19 protein-coding genes are annotated in these 18,086 nt (G+C 61.0%); 13 read left to right on the top strand and 6 right to left on the bottom strand.

Annotation, left to right across the window (positions count from 1 at the left end):
- The first annotated feature begins 157 nt into the window (after nucleotides 1–157).
- From livH to EPZ47_RS06450, 8 genes are all read left to right on the top strand, one after another.
- Entirely contained in the window at nucleotides 158–1,081 is a 924-nt protein-coding gene (gene livH, locus EPZ47_RS06485) for a high-affinity branched-chain amino acid ABC transporter permease LivH (protein ID WP_135844032.1), read from the top strand.
- The gene (locus EPZ47_RS06480; RefSeq protein WP_135844031.1) at nucleotides 1,078–2,334 is read left to right on the top strand and encodes a high-affinity branched-chain amino acid ABC transporter permease LivM; all 1,257 of its coding nucleotides are present in this window, start codon (nucleotides 1,078–1,080) and stop codon (nucleotides 2,332–2,334) included. The genes livH and EPZ47_RS06480 overlap by 4 nt, the downstream gene beginning before the upstream one ends.
- Complete coding sequence (gene livG / locus EPZ47_RS06475) at nucleotides 2,331–3,098, top strand: high-affinity branched-chain amino acid ABC transporter ATP-binding protein LivG (protein WP_135844030.1); 768 nt, start codon at nucleotides 2,331–2,333, stop codon at nucleotides 3,096–3,098. The genes EPZ47_RS06480 and livG overlap by 4 nt, the downstream gene beginning before the upstream one ends.
- On the top strand, nucleotides 3,099–3,800 hold the full coding sequence (locus tag EPZ47_RS06470; RefSeq protein ID WP_014336889.1) for an ABC transporter ATP-binding protein: 702 nt from the start codon (nucleotides 3,099–3,101) through the stop codon (nucleotides 3,798–3,800). It begins immediately after the preceding gene.
- A gap of 237 nt (nucleotides 3,801–4,037) precedes the next feature.
- Nucleotides 4,038–4,343, top strand: coding sequence for a BufA1 family periplasmic bufferin-type metallophore (locus EPZ47_RS06465; RefSeq protein WP_135844029.1), 306 nt, complete (start codon nucleotides 4,038–4,040; stop codon nucleotides 4,341–4,343).
- A 25-nt stretch (nucleotides 4,344–4,368) separates the two neighbouring features.
- Entirely contained in the window at nucleotides 4,369–5,238 is an 870-nt protein-coding gene (gene bufB, locus EPZ47_RS06460; RefSeq protein WP_135844028.1) for an MNIO family bufferin maturase, read from the top strand.
- The gene (locus tag EPZ47_RS06455; RefSeq protein WP_135844027.1) at nucleotides 5,235–6,005 is read left to right on the top strand and encodes an HvfC/BufC N-terminal domain-containing protein; all 771 of its coding nucleotides are present in this window, start codon (nucleotides 5,235–5,237) and stop codon (nucleotides 6,003–6,005) included. Before bufB ends, EPZ47_RS06455 begins: the two co-directional genes overlap by 4 nt.
- Nucleotides 6,002–6,478 (top strand): DoxX family protein, encoded by a 477-nt coding sequence (locus tag EPZ47_RS06450; protein WP_135844026.1) that lies wholly within the window; start codon nucleotides 6,002–6,004, stop codon nucleotides 6,476–6,478. The genes EPZ47_RS06455 and EPZ47_RS06450 overlap by 4 nt, the downstream gene beginning before the upstream one ends.
- A gap of 36 nt (nucleotides 6,479–6,514) precedes the next feature.
- Here EPZ47_RS06450 and EPZ47_RS06445 read toward each other — a convergent pair whose 3' ends face one another.
- Complete coding sequence (locus tag EPZ47_RS06445; RefSeq protein ID WP_135844025.1) at nucleotides 6,515–7,429, bottom strand: LysR family transcriptional regulator; 915 nt, start codon at nucleotides 7,427–7,429, stop codon at nucleotides 6,515–6,517.
- 104 nt (nucleotides 7,430–7,533) lie between these two features.
- Here EPZ47_RS06445 and EPZ47_RS06440 point away from each other — a divergent pair, with 104 nt between their 5' ends.
- The 3 genes from EPZ47_RS06440 to EPZ47_RS06430 all read left to right on the top strand — a co-directional run bounded on the left by EPZ47_RS06440 (nucleotide 7,534) and on the right by EPZ47_RS06430 (nucleotide 10,556).
- Nucleotides 7,534–8,133: a short chain dehydrogenase gene (locus EPZ47_RS06440; protein ID WP_135844024.1), complete on the top strand. Its 600-nt coding sequence runs from the start codon at nucleotides 7,534–7,536 to the stop codon at nucleotides 8,131–8,133.
- Between the two features lie 61 nt (nucleotides 8,134–8,194).
- Nucleotides 8,195–8,869, top strand: a complete 675-nt coding sequence (locus EPZ47_RS06435; RefSeq protein WP_135847957.1) for a COG3650 family protein — start codon at nucleotides 8,195–8,197, stop codon at nucleotides 8,867–8,869.
- A gap of 73 nt (nucleotides 8,870–8,942) precedes the next feature.
- A complete protein-coding gene (locus EPZ47_RS06430) occupies nucleotides 8,943–10,556 on the top strand; it encodes an NAD(P)/FAD-dependent oxidoreductase (protein WP_135844023.1) in 1,614 nt (537 codons plus the stop codon).
- Nucleotides 10,557–10,671: 115 nt separating this feature from the next.
- Here the strand turns inward: EPZ47_RS06430 and EPZ47_RS06425 are convergent, their stop codons facing one another.
- On the bottom strand, nucleotides 10,672–11,766 hold the full coding sequence (locus EPZ47_RS06425; protein WP_135844022.1) for a PLP-dependent cysteine synthase family protein: 1,095 nt from the start codon (nucleotides 11,764–11,766) through the stop codon (nucleotides 10,672–10,674).
- Nucleotides 11,767–12,035: 269 nt separating this feature from the next.
- On the opposite strand from EPZ47_RS06425, the gene nhaA reads away from it, so the two are divergent.
- Nucleotides 12,036–13,223 carry a Na+/H+ antiporter NhaA gene (gene nhaA / locus EPZ47_RS06420; RefSeq protein ID WP_135844021.1) on the top strand — a complete coding sequence of 396 codons (1,188 nt, stop codon included), beginning with the start codon at nucleotides 12,036–12,038 and terminating at the stop codon, nucleotides 13,221–13,223.
- Between the two features lie 79 nt (nucleotides 13,224–13,302).
- Here nhaA and EPZ47_RS06415 read toward each other — a convergent pair whose 3' ends face one another.
- Both EPZ47_RS06415 and EPZ47_RS06410 read right to left on the bottom strand, forming a co-directional pair.
- The gene (locus EPZ47_RS06415; protein WP_135847938.1) at nucleotides 13,303–14,604 is read right to left on the bottom strand and encodes an IS4 family transposase; all 1,302 of its coding nucleotides are present in this window, start codon (nucleotides 14,602–14,604) and stop codon (nucleotides 13,303–13,305) included.
- A 742-nt stretch (nucleotides 14,605–15,346) separates the two neighbouring features.
- Nucleotides 15,347–15,811 carry an outer membrane lipoprotein gene (locus EPZ47_RS06410; protein WP_024776354.1) on the bottom strand — a complete coding sequence of 155 codons (465 nt, stop codon included), beginning with the start codon at nucleotides 15,809–15,811 and terminating at the stop codon, nucleotides 15,347–15,349.
- A 169-nt stretch (nucleotides 15,812–15,980) separates the two neighbouring features.
- Between EPZ47_RS06410 and EPZ47_RS06405 the strand changes: the two genes are divergently transcribed.
- On the top strand, nucleotides 15,981–16,265 hold the full coding sequence (locus EPZ47_RS06405; RefSeq protein ID WP_135844020.1) for a hypothetical protein: 285 nt from the start codon (nucleotides 15,981–15,983) through the stop codon (nucleotides 16,263–16,265).
- On the opposite strand, the gene pdxH is transcribed toward EPZ47_RS06405, so the two are convergent.
- Entirely contained in the window at nucleotides 16,213–16,860 is a 648-nt protein-coding gene (gene pdxH / locus EPZ47_RS06400) for a pyridoxamine 5'-phosphate oxidase (protein ID WP_135844019.1), read from the bottom strand. The genes EPZ47_RS06405 and pdxH overlap by 53 nt on opposite strands.
- A gap of 24 nt (nucleotides 16,861–16,884) precedes the next feature.
- The gene (locus tag EPZ47_RS06395; protein ID WP_135844018.1) at nucleotides 16,885–17,994 is read right to left on the bottom strand and encodes an OmpA family protein; all 1,110 of its coding nucleotides are present in this window, start codon (nucleotides 17,992–17,994) and stop codon (nucleotides 16,885–16,887) included.
- Nucleotides 17,995–18,086 lie beyond the last annotated feature (92 nt).

The raw sequence follows: 18,086 nt of genomic DNA, 5'->3' as shown, positions 1-18,086 counted from the left end.
TGGCGTGATCCGCCAGTCTCCCCACCTGAAAATCTCAAAACCGTCATCAGCGGTTCGCTGGCAAACCTCGTGCTCGAAGTGGATGCAGATCCATGGGGCCCGGGCGGGAAAATGACTCCACCAGTGAAATGCGTATCAGGTTTTTAGGAGCGCTGTAATGCCTGACATCTATCACTTTTTCCAACAGCTGGTTAACGGCCTGACCGTTGGCAGCACGTATGCCCTGATCGCCATCGGCTATACGATGGTTTACGGCATCATTGGAATGATCAACTTCGCCCACGGCGAGGTGTACATGATCGGCTCCTACGTGGCGTTCATCGCCATCGCCGGGCTGGCCATGATGGGACTCGACAGTGTCCCGCTGTTGATGACCGCGGCGTTCATCGCGAGCATCGTGGTCACCAGTTCGTATGGCTACAGCATCGAACGGATCGCTTACCGCCCCCTGCGCGGCAGCAACCGTCTGATCCCGCTGATTTCCGCCATCGGCATGTCGATCTTCCTGCAGAACACGGTACTGCTTTCGCAAGACTCCAAGGACAAATCCATTCCCAACCTGATTCCGGGCAACATTGCCATCGGGCCAGGTGGGGCACATGAAGTGCTGATTTCCTACATGCAAATCGTGGTGTTCGTGGTGACCCTGGTCGCCATGCTCGGCCTGACGCTGTTCATCTCCCGTTCCCGCCTGGGTCGCGCCTGCCGCGCCTGTGCCGAGGACATCAAGATGGCCAACCTGCTGGGCATCAACACCAACAACATCATCGCCCTGACCTTCGTCATCGGTGCGGCCCTGGCGGCCATCGCCGCGGTGCTGTTGAGCATGCAATACGGTGTGATCAACCCCAATGCCGGTTTCCTCGTGGGCCTGAAAGCCTTCACCGCCGCGGTACTGGGCGGCATCGGCAGCATCCCCGGCGCGATGCTCGGCGGGCTGGTGCTGGGCGTGGCGGAAGCCTTTGGCGCCGACATTTTTGGCGACCAGTACAAGGACGTCGTCGCGTTCGGCTTACTGGTCCTGGTTCTGCTATTCCGGCCGACCGGCATCCTGGGCCGTCCGGAGGTTGAGAAGGTATGACTAAACATCTTAAATCGGCGCTCTTCAGCGCGCTGTTGGTCTGGGCGGTCGCGTATCCGGTACTCGGCCTGAAATTGACCATCGTCGGCATCAACCTGGAAGTGCATGGCACCAGCCCGACCATCCTGGCGACCATCGCCGTGTGTTCGCTGCTGATGTTCCTGCGCGTGCTGTTCAGCACGCAGGTCAGCGCCATGTGGAAGTCTTCGCCCGGCCTGCCGGTGATCCCGGCCAAGGCCAGCAACTTCCTGACCCTGCCGACCACCCAGCGCTGGATCATACTGGCCCTGATCGTCGTGGCACTGGTGTGGCCATTCTTCGGCTCTCGCGGTGCGGTGGATATCGCCACGCTGATCCTGATCTACGTCATGCTCGGCCTTGGCCTGAACATCGTCGTAGGCTTGGCCGGCCTGCTGGACCTGGGTTACGTCGGTTTCTACGCCGTCGGCGCCTACAGCTATGCGCTGCTGTCCCACTACTTCGGCCTGAGCTTCTGGATCTGCCTGCCGATCGCCGGGATGATGGCCGCCACCTTCGGTTTCCTGCTGGGCTTCCCGGTGCTGCGCTTGCGCGGTGACTACCTGGCAATCGTGACCCTGGGGTTTGGCGAGATCATCCGTCTGTTCCTGCGTAACCTGACCGACATCACCGGTGGCCCGAACGGCATCAGCAACATCGAGAAGCCGACGTTCTTCGGCCTGACCTTCGAACGTAAAGCCGCCGAAGGCCTGCAGACTTTCCACGAGTACTTCGGCCTGGAGTACAACTCGATCAACAAGGTGATTTTCCTCTACCTGGTTGCACTGTTGCTGGCCCTGGCTGCGCTGTTCGTCATCAATCGCCTGCTGCGCATGCCCATCGGCCGTGCGTGGGAAGCGTTGCGTGAAGACGAAATCGCCTGCCGTGCCCTGGGTCTCAACCCAACCGTGATCAAGCTGTCGGCCTTCACCCTCGGCGCCGCGTTCGCCGGGTTTGCCGGTAGTTTCTTCGCCGCCCGCCAGGGCCTGGTGACGCCGGAATCCTTCACCTTCATCGAGTCGGCGATCATCCTCGCCATCGTGGTGCTGGGCGGGATGGGCTCGCAGTTGGGCGTGATCCTGGCGGCGATCGTGATGATCCTGTTGCCGGAAATGATGCGTGAATTCAGCGAATACCGCATGTTGATGTTCGGCGCCTTGATGGTGCTGATGATGATCTGGCGTCCTCAAGGTCTGCTGCCTATGCAACGCCCGCACATGGAGCTGCGCAAATGAGCCGCGAGATTCTGAAAGTCGAAAACTTGAGCATGCGCTTCGGCGGCTTGCTGGCGGTCAACGGCGTGGCCCTGACCGTGAAAGAGAAACAGGTGGTTGCACTGATCGGGCCGAACGGCGCGGGCAAGACCACCGTGTTCAACTGCCTGACCGGCTTCTACCAGCCCACCGGCGGCACGATCCTGCTGGACGGCGAGCCGATCCAGGGCCTGCCCGGCCACCAGATCGCCCGCAAGGGCGTGGTGCGCACCTTCCAGAACGTGCGGCTGTTCAAGGACATGACGGCGGTCGAGAACCTGTTGATCGCCCAGCATCGTCACCTGAACACCAACTTCTTTGCCGGCCTGTTCAAGACCCCTTCGTTCCGCAAGAGCGAACGCGAGGCCATGGAGTACGCCGAGTATTGGCTGGAGAAGGTCAACCTCAAGGAGTTCGCCAACCGTACCGCCGGAACCCTGGCCTACGGTCAGCAACGACGCCTGGAAATCGCCCGCTGCATGATGACCCGTCCGCGGATCCTCATGCTCGACGAACCGGCCGCCGGCCTGAACCCGAAGGAAACCGAAGACCTGAAGGCCCTGATCGGCGTGCTGCGTGAGGAGCACAACGTCACCGTGCTGCTGATCGAGCACGACATGAAACTGGTCATGAGCATTTCCGACCACATCGTCGTGATCAACCAGGGCACGCCCCTGGCCGATGGTTCGCCGGAACAGATCCGCGACAATCCTGAAGTGATCAAAGCCTACCTGGGGGAAGCGTAAATGCTGCAGTTCGAAAACGTTTCCACCTTCTACGGCAAGATCCAGGCCCTGCACAGCGTCAACGTCGAAGTCCGCCAGGGCGAAATCGTCACGCTGATCGGTGCCAACGGTGCCGGCAAATCCACCCTGCTGATGACGCTCTGCGGTTCGCCCCAGGCCCACAGCGGCAGCATCCGCTACATGGGTGAGGAACTGGTGGGCCAGGACTCGTCGCACATCATGCGCAAAAGCATCGCGGTGGTGCCGGAAGGTCGTCGGGTATTTGCCCGACTGACCGTGGAAGAAAACCTCGCCATGGGCGGGTTTTTCACCGACAAGGGCGACTTTCAGGAACAAATGGACAAGGTGCTGCACCTTTTCCCACGCCTGAAAGAACGCTTTACCCAACGCGGCGGCACCATGTCCGGCGGCGAACAGCAAATGCTCGCCATCGGCCGTGCGCTGATGAGCAAGCCCAAGCTGCTGTTGCTTGACGAACCTTCCCTGGGCCTGGCGCCGATCATCATCCAACAGATCTTCGACATCATCGAACAACTGCGCAAGGATGGCGTGACGGTGTTCCTGGTGGAGCAGAACGCCAACCAGGCGCTGAAAATCGCCGACCGGGCGTACGTGCTGGAGAACGGTCGCGTGGTGATGCAAGGCACCGGTGAAGCTCTGCTGACCGATCCGAAAGTGCGCGAGGCGTACCTGGGCGGTTGAGTCTGTGGCAGTAAAAAAACGGCCTTCGGGCCGTTTTTTTTGCCTGGATTTCAAGCAAGCACAACGGTGACAAGAGAACACATTTGTGGCGAGGGGATTTATCCCCTCGCCACAATGAATCTGGAGGAAAAATAAAAAAATCGAGGACCCGCTGTAACACTTCCCCACACCCCCTCTCTAGTTCAGCAGACCGGCACTAAACGCCGGTTCACTTCCCTGAAAAACTGGAGAATCATCATGACTGCTTCGACCCGTACCCTGTCCGCCACCGCCCTGGTCCTGGCCCTCGGTTCTGCCCTGAGCATGACAGCCGTCTCGACCGTCCACGCAGCCGACGACAGCATGGAAAAATGCTTCGGCGTCGCCCTCAAAGGCAAGAACGACTGCGCCGCCGGTGCCGGTACCACCTGTGCCGGTACCGCGAAAATGGACTATCAGGCCAACGCTTGGAAATCGGTCCCCAAAGGCACTTGCACCACCCTCGAAAGCAAGACCTCCCCCACCGGTTTCGGCCAGCTCGAAGCGTTCAAAGCCAAGTCCTGATCGCATCTGCCTGAGGCCTGCCACCATGTCGAATACCCCTTTCCTCGCCACCGATACCCGGCTGCCGCCAAGGGCGGGGCTGGGGCTCAAGGCCGAGCATTTTCGTGAAGTACTCCAGACCCAACCGGAGCTGGGCTTCTTCGAAGTGCACGCGGAAAACTACATGGTGGCCGGCGGGCCGTTTCATCACTTCCTGGGGCGGATACGCGAGCAGTATCCGCTGTCGCTGCACGGCGTCGGCCTGTCGATTGGTGGCGAGGGGCCGCTGGATGTCGCACATTTGCAGCGCCTGGCCGCACTGATCGAGCGCTATCAACCCCAGTCCTTTTCCGAACACCTGGCCTGGTCCAGCCATGGCCCGGTGTTCCTCAATGACCTGCTGCCCCTGGCCTACGACGACGCGACGCTCAACCGCGTCTGCGAACACGTCGATCAGGTGCAGTCTTGCCTCAAGCGCACGATGTTGCTGGAAAACCCGGCCACCTATCTGGCGTTCGAGGAATCGACCCTCGACGAGGCCTGCTTCATCAGTGAAGTTATTCGTCGCACCGGCTGTGGCCTGCTGCTGGATGTGAACAACGTTTACGTTTCCTGCGTCAACCATCGCCGCGATCCACTGGCCTACCTCGACGCCTTGCCCCTGCAGGCCACCGGCGAAATTCATCTGGCCGGCTTTGCCGAAGACACCGACAGCCTCGGTGAGCGCTTGCTGATCGACGACCACGGCGCGCCGATCGACAACGACGTCTGGCAACTGTATCGCCAAGCCCTGGAGCGAACCGGACCCGTGGCCACTTTGATCGAACGAGACAACCATGTTCCTGCATTGCAAGTGCTGCTGGCCGAAGCGCGTCAGGCCGACCGACTGTTAAGCGCCGCCGGAGCCCGGTCATGAGCCGCTTCAGCGAGTTCGCCGCCGCCCTGCTCGACCCAGGCAAAGCCTGTCCACCGGGTTTGATCAGCGCCAATGGCGCCGATCCCGGGAACCGCTTCGCGGTGTACCGCAACAACGTGCTCAGCTCATTGATCAATGCCCTGGCCGACAACTACCCAGTGGTGGCGCAACTGGTGGGCGAGGAGTTTTTCCGGGCCATGGCCAGGGTCTACATGCAGTCGGCGGCGCCGTGCAGCCCGATCATGAGCGACTACGGTGCCGATTTTGCCCGGTTCATCGAACAGTTCGAACCCGCCGCCAGCGTCCCCTATCTGGCGGACGTTGCGCGCCTGGAGCGGCTGCAAGTCGAGGCCTGCCACGCCGCCGACGCCCAGCCCATGAGTGGGGAACGAATCGTGGAGGTGCTGTCATCCCCCACACTCGCCGCGCATCTGAAGATCGGCCTTCATCCGTCCCTGCGCCTGCTGCAATCGCCCTTCGCCGTGGTCGCGGTCTGGGCCGCCCATCAGCAAGAGCCTCCCGTGCCGTTCGAGCCGTACTCTGCGCAAAACGCCCTGGTACTGCGCCATGGCTTCGACGTGGAAGTGCTGGCGATCAGTCACGCTGCCCATGGTTTCATCACGGCCCTGCAACAGGGCCTGTCGCTGACCGCTGCCATCGAGACCGCGGTGGAGCGCCACACCGACCTCGACGTGGAACAGACCCTGGCGAGGCTCATCCGCTACCAAGCCATCACTTATCTCTTACCTGAGCAGGTCACCCAATGAACGCTCTGATTACCGCTTTCATTCAATGGCTGGAGAAAATTCCCCACAGCCTGATCGCCTTCGTTGGGCGTTTTTCCATCGCCGCGGTGTTCTGGAAATCCGGCCAGACCAAAATCGAGGGCCTGGCCATCGACCTGTTCGACGGCACCTTCCAGATCGGCCTGCCACATCTGGCGGACTCAACCATTCCCCTGTTCAAAAGCGAATACGCCCTGCCGCTGCTGTCGCCCGAGCTGGCAGCGCATCTGGCGGCCGCTGCCGAACATGTGTTCCCGGTGCTGATTCTGCTGGGACTGGCGACACGTTTCTCGGCGATGGCCCTGTTGGGCATGACCTTGACCATTCAGTTGTTTGTCTACCCGGACGCCTATCCGACCCACGGCACCTGGGCGGCGGTATTGCTCTACCTGATGGCGCGCGGGCCGGGGGTGTTGTCCATCGATCATCTGATCGCCAAACGCTACGCCCATTGAGACTAAAAATTCCTGTGGGAGCATCCGGTGGACGGGTTATCGTTGAAGCCGATCCAACGCCTCACCACTGCGCTTGAACCAATCAATCAAATAGTCGGCCAGCACCTGGGTGCGCTTGGGCAACCCGCCCTGATACGGATGCACCAGGTACATCGGCATGCGCCGGGTCTGGTACTCGCGCAGCACCCAGCGCAGGCGGCCGTCAGCCAATTCTTCCTGCAGCAGGTACGACGGCAGCCGGGCGATTCCGGCGTCGGCCAGGGCCGCCTTTTTCAACAGGCTGTAGTGGTTGCTGGCGAACGGCCCCGACACACGGACCCGCAGCAGTTCGTGTTGCTGGTGATAAAGCCATTCTTCCCGCCCGCTGTAGTGGCTGTTGAGCAGACAGCGATGTTCGGCCAGGGCCTGGGGGGTCTGGGGTTCACCGTATTGATCGAGGTAGGCCGGGCTGGCGCAGGTCATTTCGTGCCAGGCCAGCAGAGGGCGAGCCACCAATCGCTCATCGATGGCGGCATCGGAACGAATCGCCAGGTCGAAGCCATCGCGGGTCAGGTCGCGGTAGCCGTTGTAAAGCTCCAGCTCGATCTGCACGTTGGGGTAAGTGCGCGCGAACTCCGTCAGCAGCCCTTCAAAGAAGGTTTCGCCCAACGAAACCGGAACCGTCATCCGCACCGGCCCGGAAATATCGTCCTTCAACCGAGCCAATGCCTGACGCGCCCTTTCCACCTGTACCAACAGCGCCTGGGCCTGAGGCAACAACGCCGCGCCGGCCGCCGTGAGGCTCAAGCGTCGTGTGGTGCGCTGCAGCAATACCACGCAAAACCGACTCTCCAACAAGCTGATGCGTTTGGACAACTGGCCCTTGCTGCAACCCAACTGCTGGGCCGCCAGGGTGAAGCTGCCAGCCTCCATCAACACGGCAAACGCCGCCAGATCATCCATCTCGCTCATCGGATTGTTTCCAAATGAAAACCAAAGGTTGCCTATTAGCACGATTATCAATGAAAAGAACCTCTCTAGACTGAAAACTCATTCAACCCATTGAGGAACAGCCCATGAAAATCCTGTTGATCGGCGCCAACGGCACCATCGGTTCGGCCATTGCCAACGAACTGTCGCCCCGCCACGAAATCGTGCGGATTGGCCGCCACAGCGGTGAATTGCAGGTGGATATCAGTGACAGCGCCTCGATCCGCGCCCTGTTCGAAAAGACCGGGCGTTTCGATGCCCTGGTCTGCGCAGCGGGCAATGTCACCTTTGCGCCCCTGGGCGAGATGACCGAAGACAGCTTCGCCCTGGGCTTGCAAGACAAGTTGATGGGCCAGGTCAACCTGCTGCTGATCGGCCGTGAATTCGCCAACGACGGCGCGTCGTTCACCTTCACCACCGGCGTGCTCAGCCACGACCCGATCAAGAGCGGCGCGTCGGCGGCCCTGGTCAACGGTGCCCTGGACAGTTTCGTGCGTGCGGCGGCAATCGAGTTGCCCCGGGGCCTGCGTGTCAACTCGGTGAGCCCGAACGTGCTGCTGGAAGCCATGGACAAGTACGCGCCTTATTTCCGCGGCTTCAAACCCGTTCCCGCAGCGGATGTGGCATTGGCCTACGCCAAGAGCGTCGAAGGCCTACAAACCGGTCAGACCTTTCACGTGGGCTGACACCCCTTGTGATGCAGGATCAGTCTGAGTAACGTGGCGGCACTTGTCTGGAGACCCAATGATGCGTGCCGCTCGCTCCCTGCTGTTTGTCGCCCTCCTGCCGCTCTTTGCCGGCTGCCAATTGCTCGACGCCCCGCGTCAGAGTGCCTCCCACGCCGACCAGACGCGCATGCAGGGCGAACTCACAGCGGCCGATGGCAAGCTGGTGTTCCAGCCGTGCCAGGAACAGCGCCGCTACATCGTCAACGACAGCGGTGGCACCAGTGTGCTGCAACAGGCCGCCAGCCTGGCCGACGAGCGGGGCAAGCTGTTTGCCGATGTGCGCGGCCGTATCGTCTCCAGCACGGCGGCCGGTACCGACAGCCAATTGGACCTGGAGCAGCTGTATCGCCTGGAGCGCTCGGGCACTGCCTGCGATGACGGAGATTTCAGATTGTTGATCCTGCGCGCCGCCGGCCATGGCCCCGAGTGGAGCCTCAAGGCCAGCGGCAAGGGCCTGGTGCTCGAACGTGAGGGTCAACCACCGCTGGCGGTGCCTTACATGGAGGAGCAACTGGGTGATGGCCGCGTCAACCTCAGCACCGAGGCCAACGGCCAGAAGGTCGAGCTCTGGGTCGCCCCCCAGCGCTGCGTCGACAGCGTCACTGGCAGCGTGCAACACATGAGCGCCGAGCTGCGGGTCAACGGTCAGGTCCAGCGCGGCTGCGCCTACTTCGGTGGTGCGCGCAACGACTGATTCGCCGCTTTTGGCTTATAATCGCCGGTTCACGCCCTGGCGCAGTTGTGCGCCCCGCGAACCGGACCCCGTCATGTTACGAATCACCGAACTCAAGCTGCCGATCGACCATCCCGAAGAAGACTTGCGCCCTGCCATCGTGCAGCGCCTGGGCATCGCCAGCGATGACCTGCTCGACTTCACCTTGTTCAAGCGCAGCTACGACGCTCGCAAAAAGTCCTCCGAACTGTGCTTTATCTACACCATCGACCTGACGGTGCGCGATGAAGCCAGCCTGCTGCGCAAGTTCGCCGATGACCGTAACGTCAACGAAGCACCGGATGTCAGCTACAAAGTGGTCGGCCAGGCGCCGGCAGACCTGAGCGAGCGGCCGATCGTGGTCGGCTTCGGCCCGTGCGGGATCTTCGCCGCCATGTTGCTGGCGCAGATGGGTTTCAAGCCGATCGTCCTTGAGCGCGGTCCGGAAGTCCGCCAGCGCACCAAGGACACCTGGGGCCTGTGGCGCAAAAGCGTGCTCAACCCCGAATCCAACGTGCAATTCGGCGAGGGCGGCGCGGGGACGTTCTCCGATGGCAAGCTCTACAGCCAGATCAAGGATCCCAAATTCCTTGGCCGCAAGGTCCTGCACGAATTCGTCAAGGCCGGTGCGCCAGAAGAAATTCTCTACGTCAGCAAGCCGCATATCGGTACGTTCCGTCTGACAGGCGTAGTGGAAAACATGCGTGAGCAGATTCGCGCCCTGGGCGGTGAAGTGCGCTTCCAGCAGCGAGTCACCGACGTGCTGATCGAGGATGGCCAACTGGTCGGCGTCGAGTTGGCCGGCGGTGAACAGATTCATTCCAGGCATGTGATCCTGGCCCTGGGCCACAGCGCCCGAGACACCTTCCGCATGCTCCACAGCCGCGGCGTATACATGGAAGCCAAGCCGTTCTCGGTGGGTTTCCGTATCGAACACCCGCAATCGCTGATCGACAGTGCGCGCCTGGGCAAGTACGCCGGCCACCCGAAACTCGGCGCCGCCGACTACAAACTGGTGCACCACGCCAAAAACGGACGCTCGGTGTACAGCTTCTGCATGTGCCCGGGCGGCACCGTGGTGGCCGCGACTTCCGAGCCGAACCGCGTCGTGACCAACGGCATGAGCCAGTATTCGCGCAACGAGCGCAACGCCAACTCCGGCATCGTCGTCGGCATCACCCCGGAAGTCGATTATCCGGGCGGCCCGCTGGCGGGGATCGAGTTGCAGGAGCGCCTGGAGTCCCATGCGTTCGTGCTTGGCGGCAGCAACTACGAAGCCCCGGCGCAACTGGTGGGCGATTTCATCGCCGGCAAGCCGTCTACGGCACTGGGCAGCGTCGAACCGTCCTACAAGCCAGGCGTTTCCCTGGGCGACCTGGCCCTGGCCCTGCCGGACTTTGCCATCGAAGCCATCCGCGAAGCCCTGCCCGCATTCGAGAAACAGATTCGCGGCTATTCGCTGCATGACGCCGTGCTGACCGGGATCGAAACCCGCACCTCGTCGCCACTGCGCATTACCCGCAACGAAACGCTGCAGAGCCTGAACGTCAAGGGTCTGTTCCCGGCCGGTGAAGGCGCCGGTTACGCGGGCGGAATCCTGTCGGCGGGCGTGGACGGGATCCGGATTGCCGAGGCAGTGGCGCGGGATATCCTCGGCCTCGAAGCCTGACACTAACTTCCCGTGGGAGCGGGCTTGCTCGAAGGCGGAGGGTCAGTCAGCCCTTATTTGACTGATCCACCGTCTTCGCGAGCAAGCCCGCTCCCACAGGAAGGTCTCAGTGTTTTCAGATATTGGCTCGCAACACATTCTCTGGCAGCGCCTCACCCCGCTCCACACTCGCCGCCACGGCCTCCATCAACCCACTCAACTCATACCCCTGGGCCTTGAGCCACGCAGGATCGTAATAGGTCGTGGCATAGCGCTCGCCGCCGTCACACAAAATCGCCACGATCGACCCCGACTCCCCCGCTTCCACCATCTGCCTCGCGGCGATCAACGCACCGATCAGGTTGGTGCCGCTGGAGCCACCGACCCGTCGTCCCAAACGCTGGGCCAGGTAGTGCATGGCCGCCAGTGACAGGGCGTCCGGGACCTTGACCATCGCATCGATGACTTTGGGCAAAAACGACGCTTCGACCCGTGGCCGGCCAATGCCTTCGATCCGCGAGCCGCAATCCAGGCGCAGGCTGGCATCGCCGCTGCGGTAGTAGTCAAAGAACACCGAACGCTCGGCGTCGGCACACAGCACACGGGTGCCGTGCTGGCGATAACGCACGTAGCGCCCCAGGGTGGCCGTGGTGCCGCCGGTGCCGGGGCTGGAAATCAACCAGCTTGGCTCCGGATGCTGCTCGAAGCGCATCTGCTGGAAGATCGATTCGGCAATGTTGTTATTGGCCCGCCAGTCCGTGGCGCGCTCGGCATAGGTGAACTGGTCGATGAAATGCCCATCATGTTCACGGGCCAGGCGCTCGGACTCGGCGTAGATCTGCGTAGGGTCATCCACCAGATGGCTCTGGCCGCCATAGAAGGCGATCTGTGCGATTTTTTCCCTGGAGGTGGTCGCCGGCATCACCGCAATGAACGGCAGGCCCAGCAGCCTGGCAAAGTAAGCCTCCGAAATCGCGGTCGAGCCGCTGGAGGCTTCGATCACCGGCGCACCAGGCTTGAGCCAGCCGTTACACAAGGCGTAGAGGAACAGCGAGCGGGCTAGTCGATGCTTGAGGCTGCCGGTGGGATGGCTGGATTCATCCTTGAAGTACAGCTCGATGCCCGGCAACCCAGGCAGCGGCAGCGGGATCAGGTGGGTATCGGCACTGCGCTGGAAGTCAGCCTCAATGATGCGAATCGCTTCGCGCGCCCACTGATGGTGGTCATTCATGGTGTGTTCTCACTGGATCGGTTCGACGCGGGGAAACCTGATGCTCATACAGGCGCGACTTTGGTCTCGGAAAAACCAGTCACAAGCTTAGGAAAAAACCGACATCGCGCACAGGTACAGCTAAGGTCCAATATGCGCCGTAACTGCCAGACCGCGCCGTACAGGCGTTGTAACGTCATATAACAAAAAAGAATATAACTTTTGTTTTAACAACTAACAGTACGGGTTAGGGTGTGCCATCTTTTTGATTCGATGAATGGAGAGCGATCGTGGCTCTACGTAATTCTCTGACACGCTTTTTCCAGCTGGAAGCAGCCAGCGGCCTGCTGCTGATCGCCGCCGCCGTACTGGCCTTGGCCATCAATAATTCACCTCTTTCCTGGCTCTACAACGGCTTGCTGGACACGCCGGTGGTGGCCCAGGTCGGGGCGTTGAAAATCGCCAAACCATTGTTGCTGTGGATCAACGACGGCCTGATGGCGATGTTCTTCCTGCTCATCGGCCTAGAGGTCAAGCGCGAGGTCCTCGGCGGACAGTTGTCGAAACCGTCGCAAATCGTCTTGCCGGGTGCGGCGGCGATTGGCGGCATGGTGGTGCCGGCACTGATCTACTGGTTCCTCAACCGTGACAATCCGGCCGCCCTCGCCGGCTGGGCGATTCCGACGGCCACCGACATTGCATTTGCCCTTGGCGTGCTGGCCTTGCTGGGCAAGCGGGTGCCGGTGTCGCTCAAGCTGTTCCTGATGACCCTGGCGATCATCGATGACCTGGGCGCCATTATCATCATCGCGATCTTTTACTCCGGCGCCCTGTCCAGCCTGTCGCTCATACTGGCAGCCGCCTGCATCGCCGCGCTGGTGGCGTTGAATCGAATGGGCGTGGTCAAGCTCGGGCCCTATATGGTGGTCGGCCTGATTCTTTGGGTGTGCGTACTCAAGAGCGGTGTCCATGCCACCCTGGCCGGGGTGACCCTGGCATTCTGCATTCCGCTGCGCACGAAAAACGCCGAGACTTCGCCACTGCTGACCCTGGAACATGCCCTGCATCCCTGGGTGGCCTACGGCATCCTGCCGCTGTTCGCCTTCGCCAACGCCGGCCTGTCCCTGAGCGGCGTCACCGTCGAGAGCTTCACCCATCACGTGCCAATGGGCATCGCCATCGGCCTGTTGCTGGGCAAGACCGTTGGCGTCTTCGGCCTGACCTGGCTGGCGGTGAAAATCGGCATCGCCAGCCTGCCCCTTGGTGCCAACTGGGGCCAGGTATTGGGCGTGGCAATCTTGTGCGGTATTGGGTTCACCATGAGCCTGTTCGTCGGCTCCCTGGCGTTCGAGCCGGGTGTGAGTGACTACGCCGGCATGGACCGGATGGGGATTCTCACGGGTTCGATATTGGCGGCTTTGTTGGGTTACGCGGTGACAGCGGCGGCCAGTCGCAAGCAGCCTGCATTGCCAAGCTGACTCCTGGCTGCCTGAGGGGTGTGTATATCCATTGCTGCGGTAACGGCTACTTAGGGTTCCGCCCTTACGGCCATCCCTTTCAAGGTCTTTTCGTTTTGGCGGCCTTGATTACCCGGTCCGTTGAAACATGTGCATGCACCGCAGTGCCTTGCACCCATGTTTTGGGTTTAGGCACCTTGGGGCCCCGGGGATTTTTCGCAACTTGTTTTGGTTGGATGTTTCTGGCCAGTTCCAACAAGCGCTGGGCCAGTTTTTCCAGAGGTATGACGGGAAAACATTCCGAGGGCAGCGCAATTTGCAGGCCTTCATAACCACTCCGGACCTGAACCGCCAAGTGATAGGTTGAGGCTTCCCAGCCGGCAGGCTGGGAAGCCTGATGAGCTTGCTCGACGCTTCGTTTGAGTACGGCCAGGACGTTGTAGGCCAACACCGCAGTAGTGAACCCGAGCAATGCAGCCTTTGGGCTACCAAGGGTTTCGATTTCACTTTCCAGGATTGTTTCCAGTCGCTGGAACATGCCTTCAATGCTCCAGCGGCGGCGATAGAGTTCCGCGATCTGCTGCGCGCTGACGCTTTCAGGCAGGTTGCTCCAGAACATCAAGCTGCTGTCACCCGAGTCTGTTGGCGAATGAAGCGTCAGTTCGACACGCCGACACTGATAACCGCCTCTGACCTGAATGATCTGCTCACGCACAGTGCCCGCGCCCACAGGCACGGGTTCTTGCCAATGACCCTCTTGAATCAAGCGCGGATGCTTGGCTTGTTGACGAATGACAAAGGAGGTTTTGACCTGTTCGCAAGCCTCCATGACCGGGAGCGTGCAATAGAGTCGATCAGCCAGCCACACCTGGCCCGGCTCGGCATCGGCCAAGAGAGGCAGCACACAAACACGCTCGCTTGCGTAGGCATCTTCACATGCCTGCAGGTCGATGACTTGATCCAGGTCGGGGTCGTAGACAACCACCGAAAACCCGGGCCGAGCGGCGCCGCGCTCGTGGCGTAAAGCCCCCAGTCGTTTCTCAGTGGATGCCAAGTGATTACCGTCCACCACCCGAACCTGCCAACCCGGCAACATCGTCGTGCAACCCAACTCCTTGATGGTTGGAGCCAGGCGCTGCGCACAGCCCGTGACCAGGGCGCGCAACAAAGCTGGCTCGGTACGACTGATCTTGTCGTAGAGGGCCGCCAGGCTGACAGGAAGATCTTCCAGTTGCCGCGCCGCGGCGTGCAGGGATGGCTTCAAACCCAATGAAACAAGGGACATCAGCTTGATGATGGTCGAGAACAGTAGCTCACGAGAATACTGCCGTTGCCGATGTTCTTCGAAGACCTGATCGACCCACTCAGGGGCAATAGCGTGCTCCAGCGCCAATTTGGCCATAACGCTGGCAGGTGCTTTTTTCTCGAAACGCGCTAGAACATCGGCCCACATCGTTCTGGTATCCCTGATAGAAACTTCAGGGGATTTTACCTAAGACCTTGAAAGGGGTGGCCCTTACGGCGGCTCATTTTTGAAGAGTGTGTACGGACCGGACACATGGTTGACGGGTGTGCGGGGACATGGTGGACACTTTCCAGCGAGCCAATTTCGCCGGAAAGCCATCATGCCTTGGACTACGAGAGACGCCATGAGCCTGAAAGAGGATTTCGTTGCCTTAGCACGGCAAACCCAACATCCATGCGACTGAACCACCGCCATGGCGAGCAAGCTCGCTCCTACAGGAGAAACGCGACCCCACCCAGAACCAGGTCGGCTATCAGGCCGCCTCGCGGTGGACGTTGATCTCGGGCGCCCCATTAACCACGCTGGCTGAACGAAGGCATTGCGCAGTGGGCAACCCGGCATGGATGCCGGGTTAGCCGCGCTGGGCCATGGATGGCCCTTCGCGGCGGCCCCACGGAGCAATGCCTTCGTTCAGGCATGCCGAGCCCAGGCGAGGCACCGAGTGGTGGGGCAAAAGCGTTTTGGTTACTTTTGCGCTTCTCAAAAGTGACCCGCTGTAAGAGCGGAACCATAAGCAGCCGTTACCGAAGAAACGGATATGTACGCCGCCCCCCGAAACGAAGCCATAAAAAACGGCGCCTTCCGTCCAGGAAAAGCGCCGTTTCAAAGCAATTCCAGCTTAGTGCGATACGCGACTCGTGCCGCCCACAGTGGAGATACGAACCCGCTCACCCACACGGAACACCTCGTTCTCCTGCACCTGCTGCACATAGGCACGCATGCTGCCGTCATCTTCGCGAACGGTGATTTCCACGCCCTGGGTGCGGGTCAGGCCTTCTTCGGTTGCCGAACCAATCAGGCCACCGGCCACCGCGCCAATCACCGCGGCGACGATGCTGCCACGGCCACCACCGATCGCGCTGCCGCCTACACCACCGACCACTGCACCGGCCGCACCGCCGATTGGGGTCTTGGTGCCTTCGATCTTGACCGGACGCAGGGATTCGATGGTCCCCATGCGGATCGTCTGCACGCGACGCGCTTCGTCACGGGAGTAGGAGTCACCGGTCAGGCTCGACTGACAGCCAGTGAGCAACATCGCCATCGTGGAAAAGGAAGCAACCAGCAAAACAGACTTACGCATAGCATCAACTCCAAAAGACAGGGATTCATTAAACTCCGCAGCTTGACGCCTGTCACGGCCCCGCTGGGATAAAATTGCTTTCATTCAGGTGGGATACAGGCGCACCCGAAAAATTCACCAAACAGTAGCGCCAATTTCGGAAACCTGCGTCATCACCCTGGGATTTTTCATGGATTATTTCATCATCGTCGCGACCACCGTGGCCGGTCTGTACTTCCACTGGTGGCTGTACGTGCGAATCAAACGCTGGATAGACCGCGACCTGGCACTGTCGCTGGCGGGGCGGGATGAGCAGAAAAAAACCTACATGCTGCAGCAACTGGCCCGCGCCAAGGAGCAAGGCATCAAACGTCGGGACCTGCCGCAATGGCTTCAAACCGCTGCGGCAAATTATCCCGAGACTAAGGCGCCAGACGCTCACGAATCCAGTTCGCCCCTTGCAGGCGGTAGTTGAGGCGATCGTGCAGGCGGCTCGCGCGCCCCTGCCAGAATTCGATGCGCTCAGGCAGCAAGCGATAACCGCCCCAGTGCTCCGGGCAGTGGGGTTGGTTGTCGTTGAAGCGCTGTTGCGTAGCCTTGAGCAAGTCTTCCAGCTCACCGCGCCCAGCAATCACCCGACTCTGGGGTGAAGCCCAGGCGCCGAGACGGCTGCCCAGCGGCCGCACCTGGTAATAGGCGTCCGATTCCTGCGCCGTGACCTTCACCACTGTGCCCTCGATGCGCACCTGGCGCTCCAGGGTCGGCCAGAAAAACGTCATGGCCGCAAAAGGATTGCCTGCCAGCTGCTGGCCCTTGGCACTGTCGTAGTTGGTGAAGAACGTGAAGCCCTGGGCGTCCAGCCCTTTGAGCAGCAGGATCCGGCAATGAGGGCGCCCGTCGGCATCCACTGTCGCCAGGGTCATGGCGTTGGCCTCCACCGGGGCCTGCTCGGTTTTCACCGCATCGGCGAACCATTGGTGGAACAGCGCGAACGGCTCGGCCGGGGCTTGTGCCTCGGTCAGGCCGTCGCGGGTGTAGTCGCGGCGCATATCAGCCAGCGATTGGGTCATGGCGCGTTCCTTGTGGTTAGCCCATCACTGTTTGGGGGTATCGGCCGCCGCGACTTTTTTGGTATCGGTGGTGGCTTTGGCCGGTTGGGGTTTCTTCGCCGGAGTTGCTTTGGCCGGGGCTTTTTTCGCAGGCGTCTTGGCAGCGGTTTTTTTGGCCGGGGCTTTTTTGGTGGTCGAAGCGGTTGCTTTCTTGACCACAGGCGCTGGAGCCGGAACTGCCGGCTTCACGTCCTGGACGGCCACCATTTTCACCGGCGCAGGGGCAGGCATGTTGTATTTGCTCAGCAGCGCAACCATGGTGTTGGCCGGCGTGACCAGCAATTCCACGCGACGGTTCAAGGCACGACCTTCCACGCTGTCGTTGGCCGCACGGGGGGCTTCCGCGCCCATGCCGCGCAGCATCAGGCGATCACGTTGCAGGCCGCTGAGACGGAAAATCGCCGCCACGGACTGGGCACGTTCCTGGCTGAGTTTCAGGTTGGCCGGCGCCGCGCCCGAGGTGTCGGCATGGCCCAGGACCAGCACCGCAGTCTTCGGGTCGGCTTCGAGGATCTTCGCCACGCGGGTGAACGGGCCGAGGGTCACGGGCAGCAGCATCGCAGGACGGTCCGGGTTGAAAGAGCCGTCCACCGGCGCGGTTACCACCAGCACATTGTCGCGACGCTCAAGTTCAAGCTTGCTGTCCTTGATAGCGGTACGCAATTTCGGCTCGTAATCGTCGAGCCAGGCCTGGGTGACTTTCGGGTCGGGCATCGGCACCGCCTTGGCGGTTTCCTGATCCTTGCCGCCGAACGGCCACCACCACTTGCCGTTGCTTTCGGCTTCGGCCTTGGCAACGGTTGGCGCCTTGGCTTCAGGCTTGTCTTGAGGCTTGAGGGCATCTTTCTTCGCGACGTCAGCAGCGTCATCGGAAGAGAACGGCCACCACCAGTGCGTAGCGCTCTCGGCCTTGGCTTGCGGGGCGACGGCGGCCGGTTTCAGGGGTGCTACCGGTGTCGTTTCCTTGGCCGCGACCTTGTCGGAAGAGCCGAACGGCCACCAGCTACTGCCGCCCTCGGCATCATTTTGTGGTGTTTGTGCGCAACCAGTGATAGCGAAGCACAGCGCCAGAGCGAGAGTTTTATTCGATGACATTGGATATCCACAAAATGATGTAAATGAAAAAACAAAAGACCATGTTCGGGCCACATAAACAGACGCTTGGAAACTGAAAAGGACACGAGGTT

Origin of the sequence: Pseudomonas viciae, assembly GCF_004786035.1 — a bacterium.
GTDB lineage: Bacteria > Pseudomonadota > Gammaproteobacteria > Pseudomonadales > Pseudomonadaceae > Aquipseudomonas > Aquipseudomonas viciae.
This window is presented reverse-complemented; position numbering and strand designations above follow the sequence as displayed.

What these genes read in the sequence shown, in the direction of transcription:
- EPZ47_RS06450 (WP_135844026.1), top strand. Translation starts at nt 6,002, where the DNA reads ATGAACGCTCTGATTACCGCTTTCATTCAATGGCTGGAGAAAATTCCC.
- livG (WP_135844030.1), top strand. Translation starts at nt 2,331, where the DNA reads ATGAGCCGCGAGATTCTGAAAGTCGAAAACTTGAGCATGCGCTTCGGC.
- EPZ47_RS06395 (WP_135844018.1), bottom strand. Translation starts at nt 17,994, where the DNA reads ATGTCATCGAATAAAACTCTCGCTCTGGCGCTGTGCTTCGCTATCACT.
- EPZ47_RS06410 (WP_024776354.1), bottom strand. Translation starts at nt 15,811, where the DNA reads ATGCGTAAGTCTGTTTTGCTGGTTGCTTCCTTTTCCACGATGGCGATG.
- EPZ47_RS06480 (WP_135844031.1), top strand. Translation starts at nt 1,078, where the DNA reads ATGACTAAACATCTTAAATCGGCGCTCTTCAGCGCGCTGTTGGTCTGG.
- EPZ47_RS06455 (WP_135844027.1), top strand. Translation starts at nt 5,235, where the DNA reads ATGAGCCGCTTCAGCGAGTTCGCCGCCGCCCTGCTCGACCCAGGCAAA.
- EPZ47_RS06405 (WP_135844020.1), top strand. Translation starts at nt 15,981, where the DNA reads ATGGATTATTTCATCATCGTCGCGACCACCGTGGCCGGTCTGTACTTC.
- EPZ47_RS06415 (WP_135847938.1), bottom strand. Translation starts at nt 14,604, where the DNA reads ATGGCCAAATTGGCGCTGGAGCACGCTATTGCCCCTGAGTGGGTCGAT.
- EPZ47_RS06440 (WP_135844024.1), top strand. Translation starts at nt 7,534, where the DNA reads ATGAAAATCCTGTTGATCGGCGCCAACGGCACCATCGGTTCGGCCATT.
- pdxH (WP_135844019.1), bottom strand. Translation starts at nt 16,860, where the DNA reads ATGACCCAATCGCTGGCTGATATGCGCCGCGACTACACCCGCGACGGC.
- EPZ47_RS06435 (WP_135847957.1), top strand. Translation starts at nt 8,195, where the DNA reads ATGCGTGCCGCTCGCTCCCTGCTGTTTGTCGCCCTCCTGCCGCTCTTT.
- EPZ47_RS06430 (WP_135844023.1), top strand. Translation starts at nt 8,943, where the DNA reads ATGTTACGAATCACCGAACTCAAGCTGCCGATCGACCATCCCGAAGAA.
- EPZ47_RS06425 (WP_135844022.1), bottom strand. Translation starts at nt 11,766, where the DNA reads ATGAATGACCACCATCAGTGGGCGCGCGAAGCGATTCGCATCATTGAG.
- EPZ47_RS06470 (WP_014336889.1), top strand. Translation starts at nt 3,099, where the DNA reads ATGCTGCAGTTCGAAAACGTTTCCACCTTCTACGGCAAGATCCAGGCC.
- EPZ47_RS06445 (WP_135844025.1), bottom strand. Translation starts at nt 7,429, where the DNA reads ATGAGCGAGATGGATGATCTGGCGGCGTTTGCCGTGTTGATGGAGGCT.
- livH (WP_135844032.1), top strand. Translation starts at nt 158, where the DNA reads ATGCCTGACATCTATCACTTTTTCCAACAGCTGGTTAACGGCCTGACC.
- bufB (WP_135844028.1), top strand. Translation starts at nt 4,369, where the DNA reads ATGTCGAATACCCCTTTCCTCGCCACCGATACCCGGCTGCCGCCAAGG.
- EPZ47_RS06465 (WP_135844029.1), top strand. Translation starts at nt 4,038, where the DNA reads ATGACTGCTTCGACCCGTACCCTGTCCGCCACCGCCCTGGTCCTGGCC.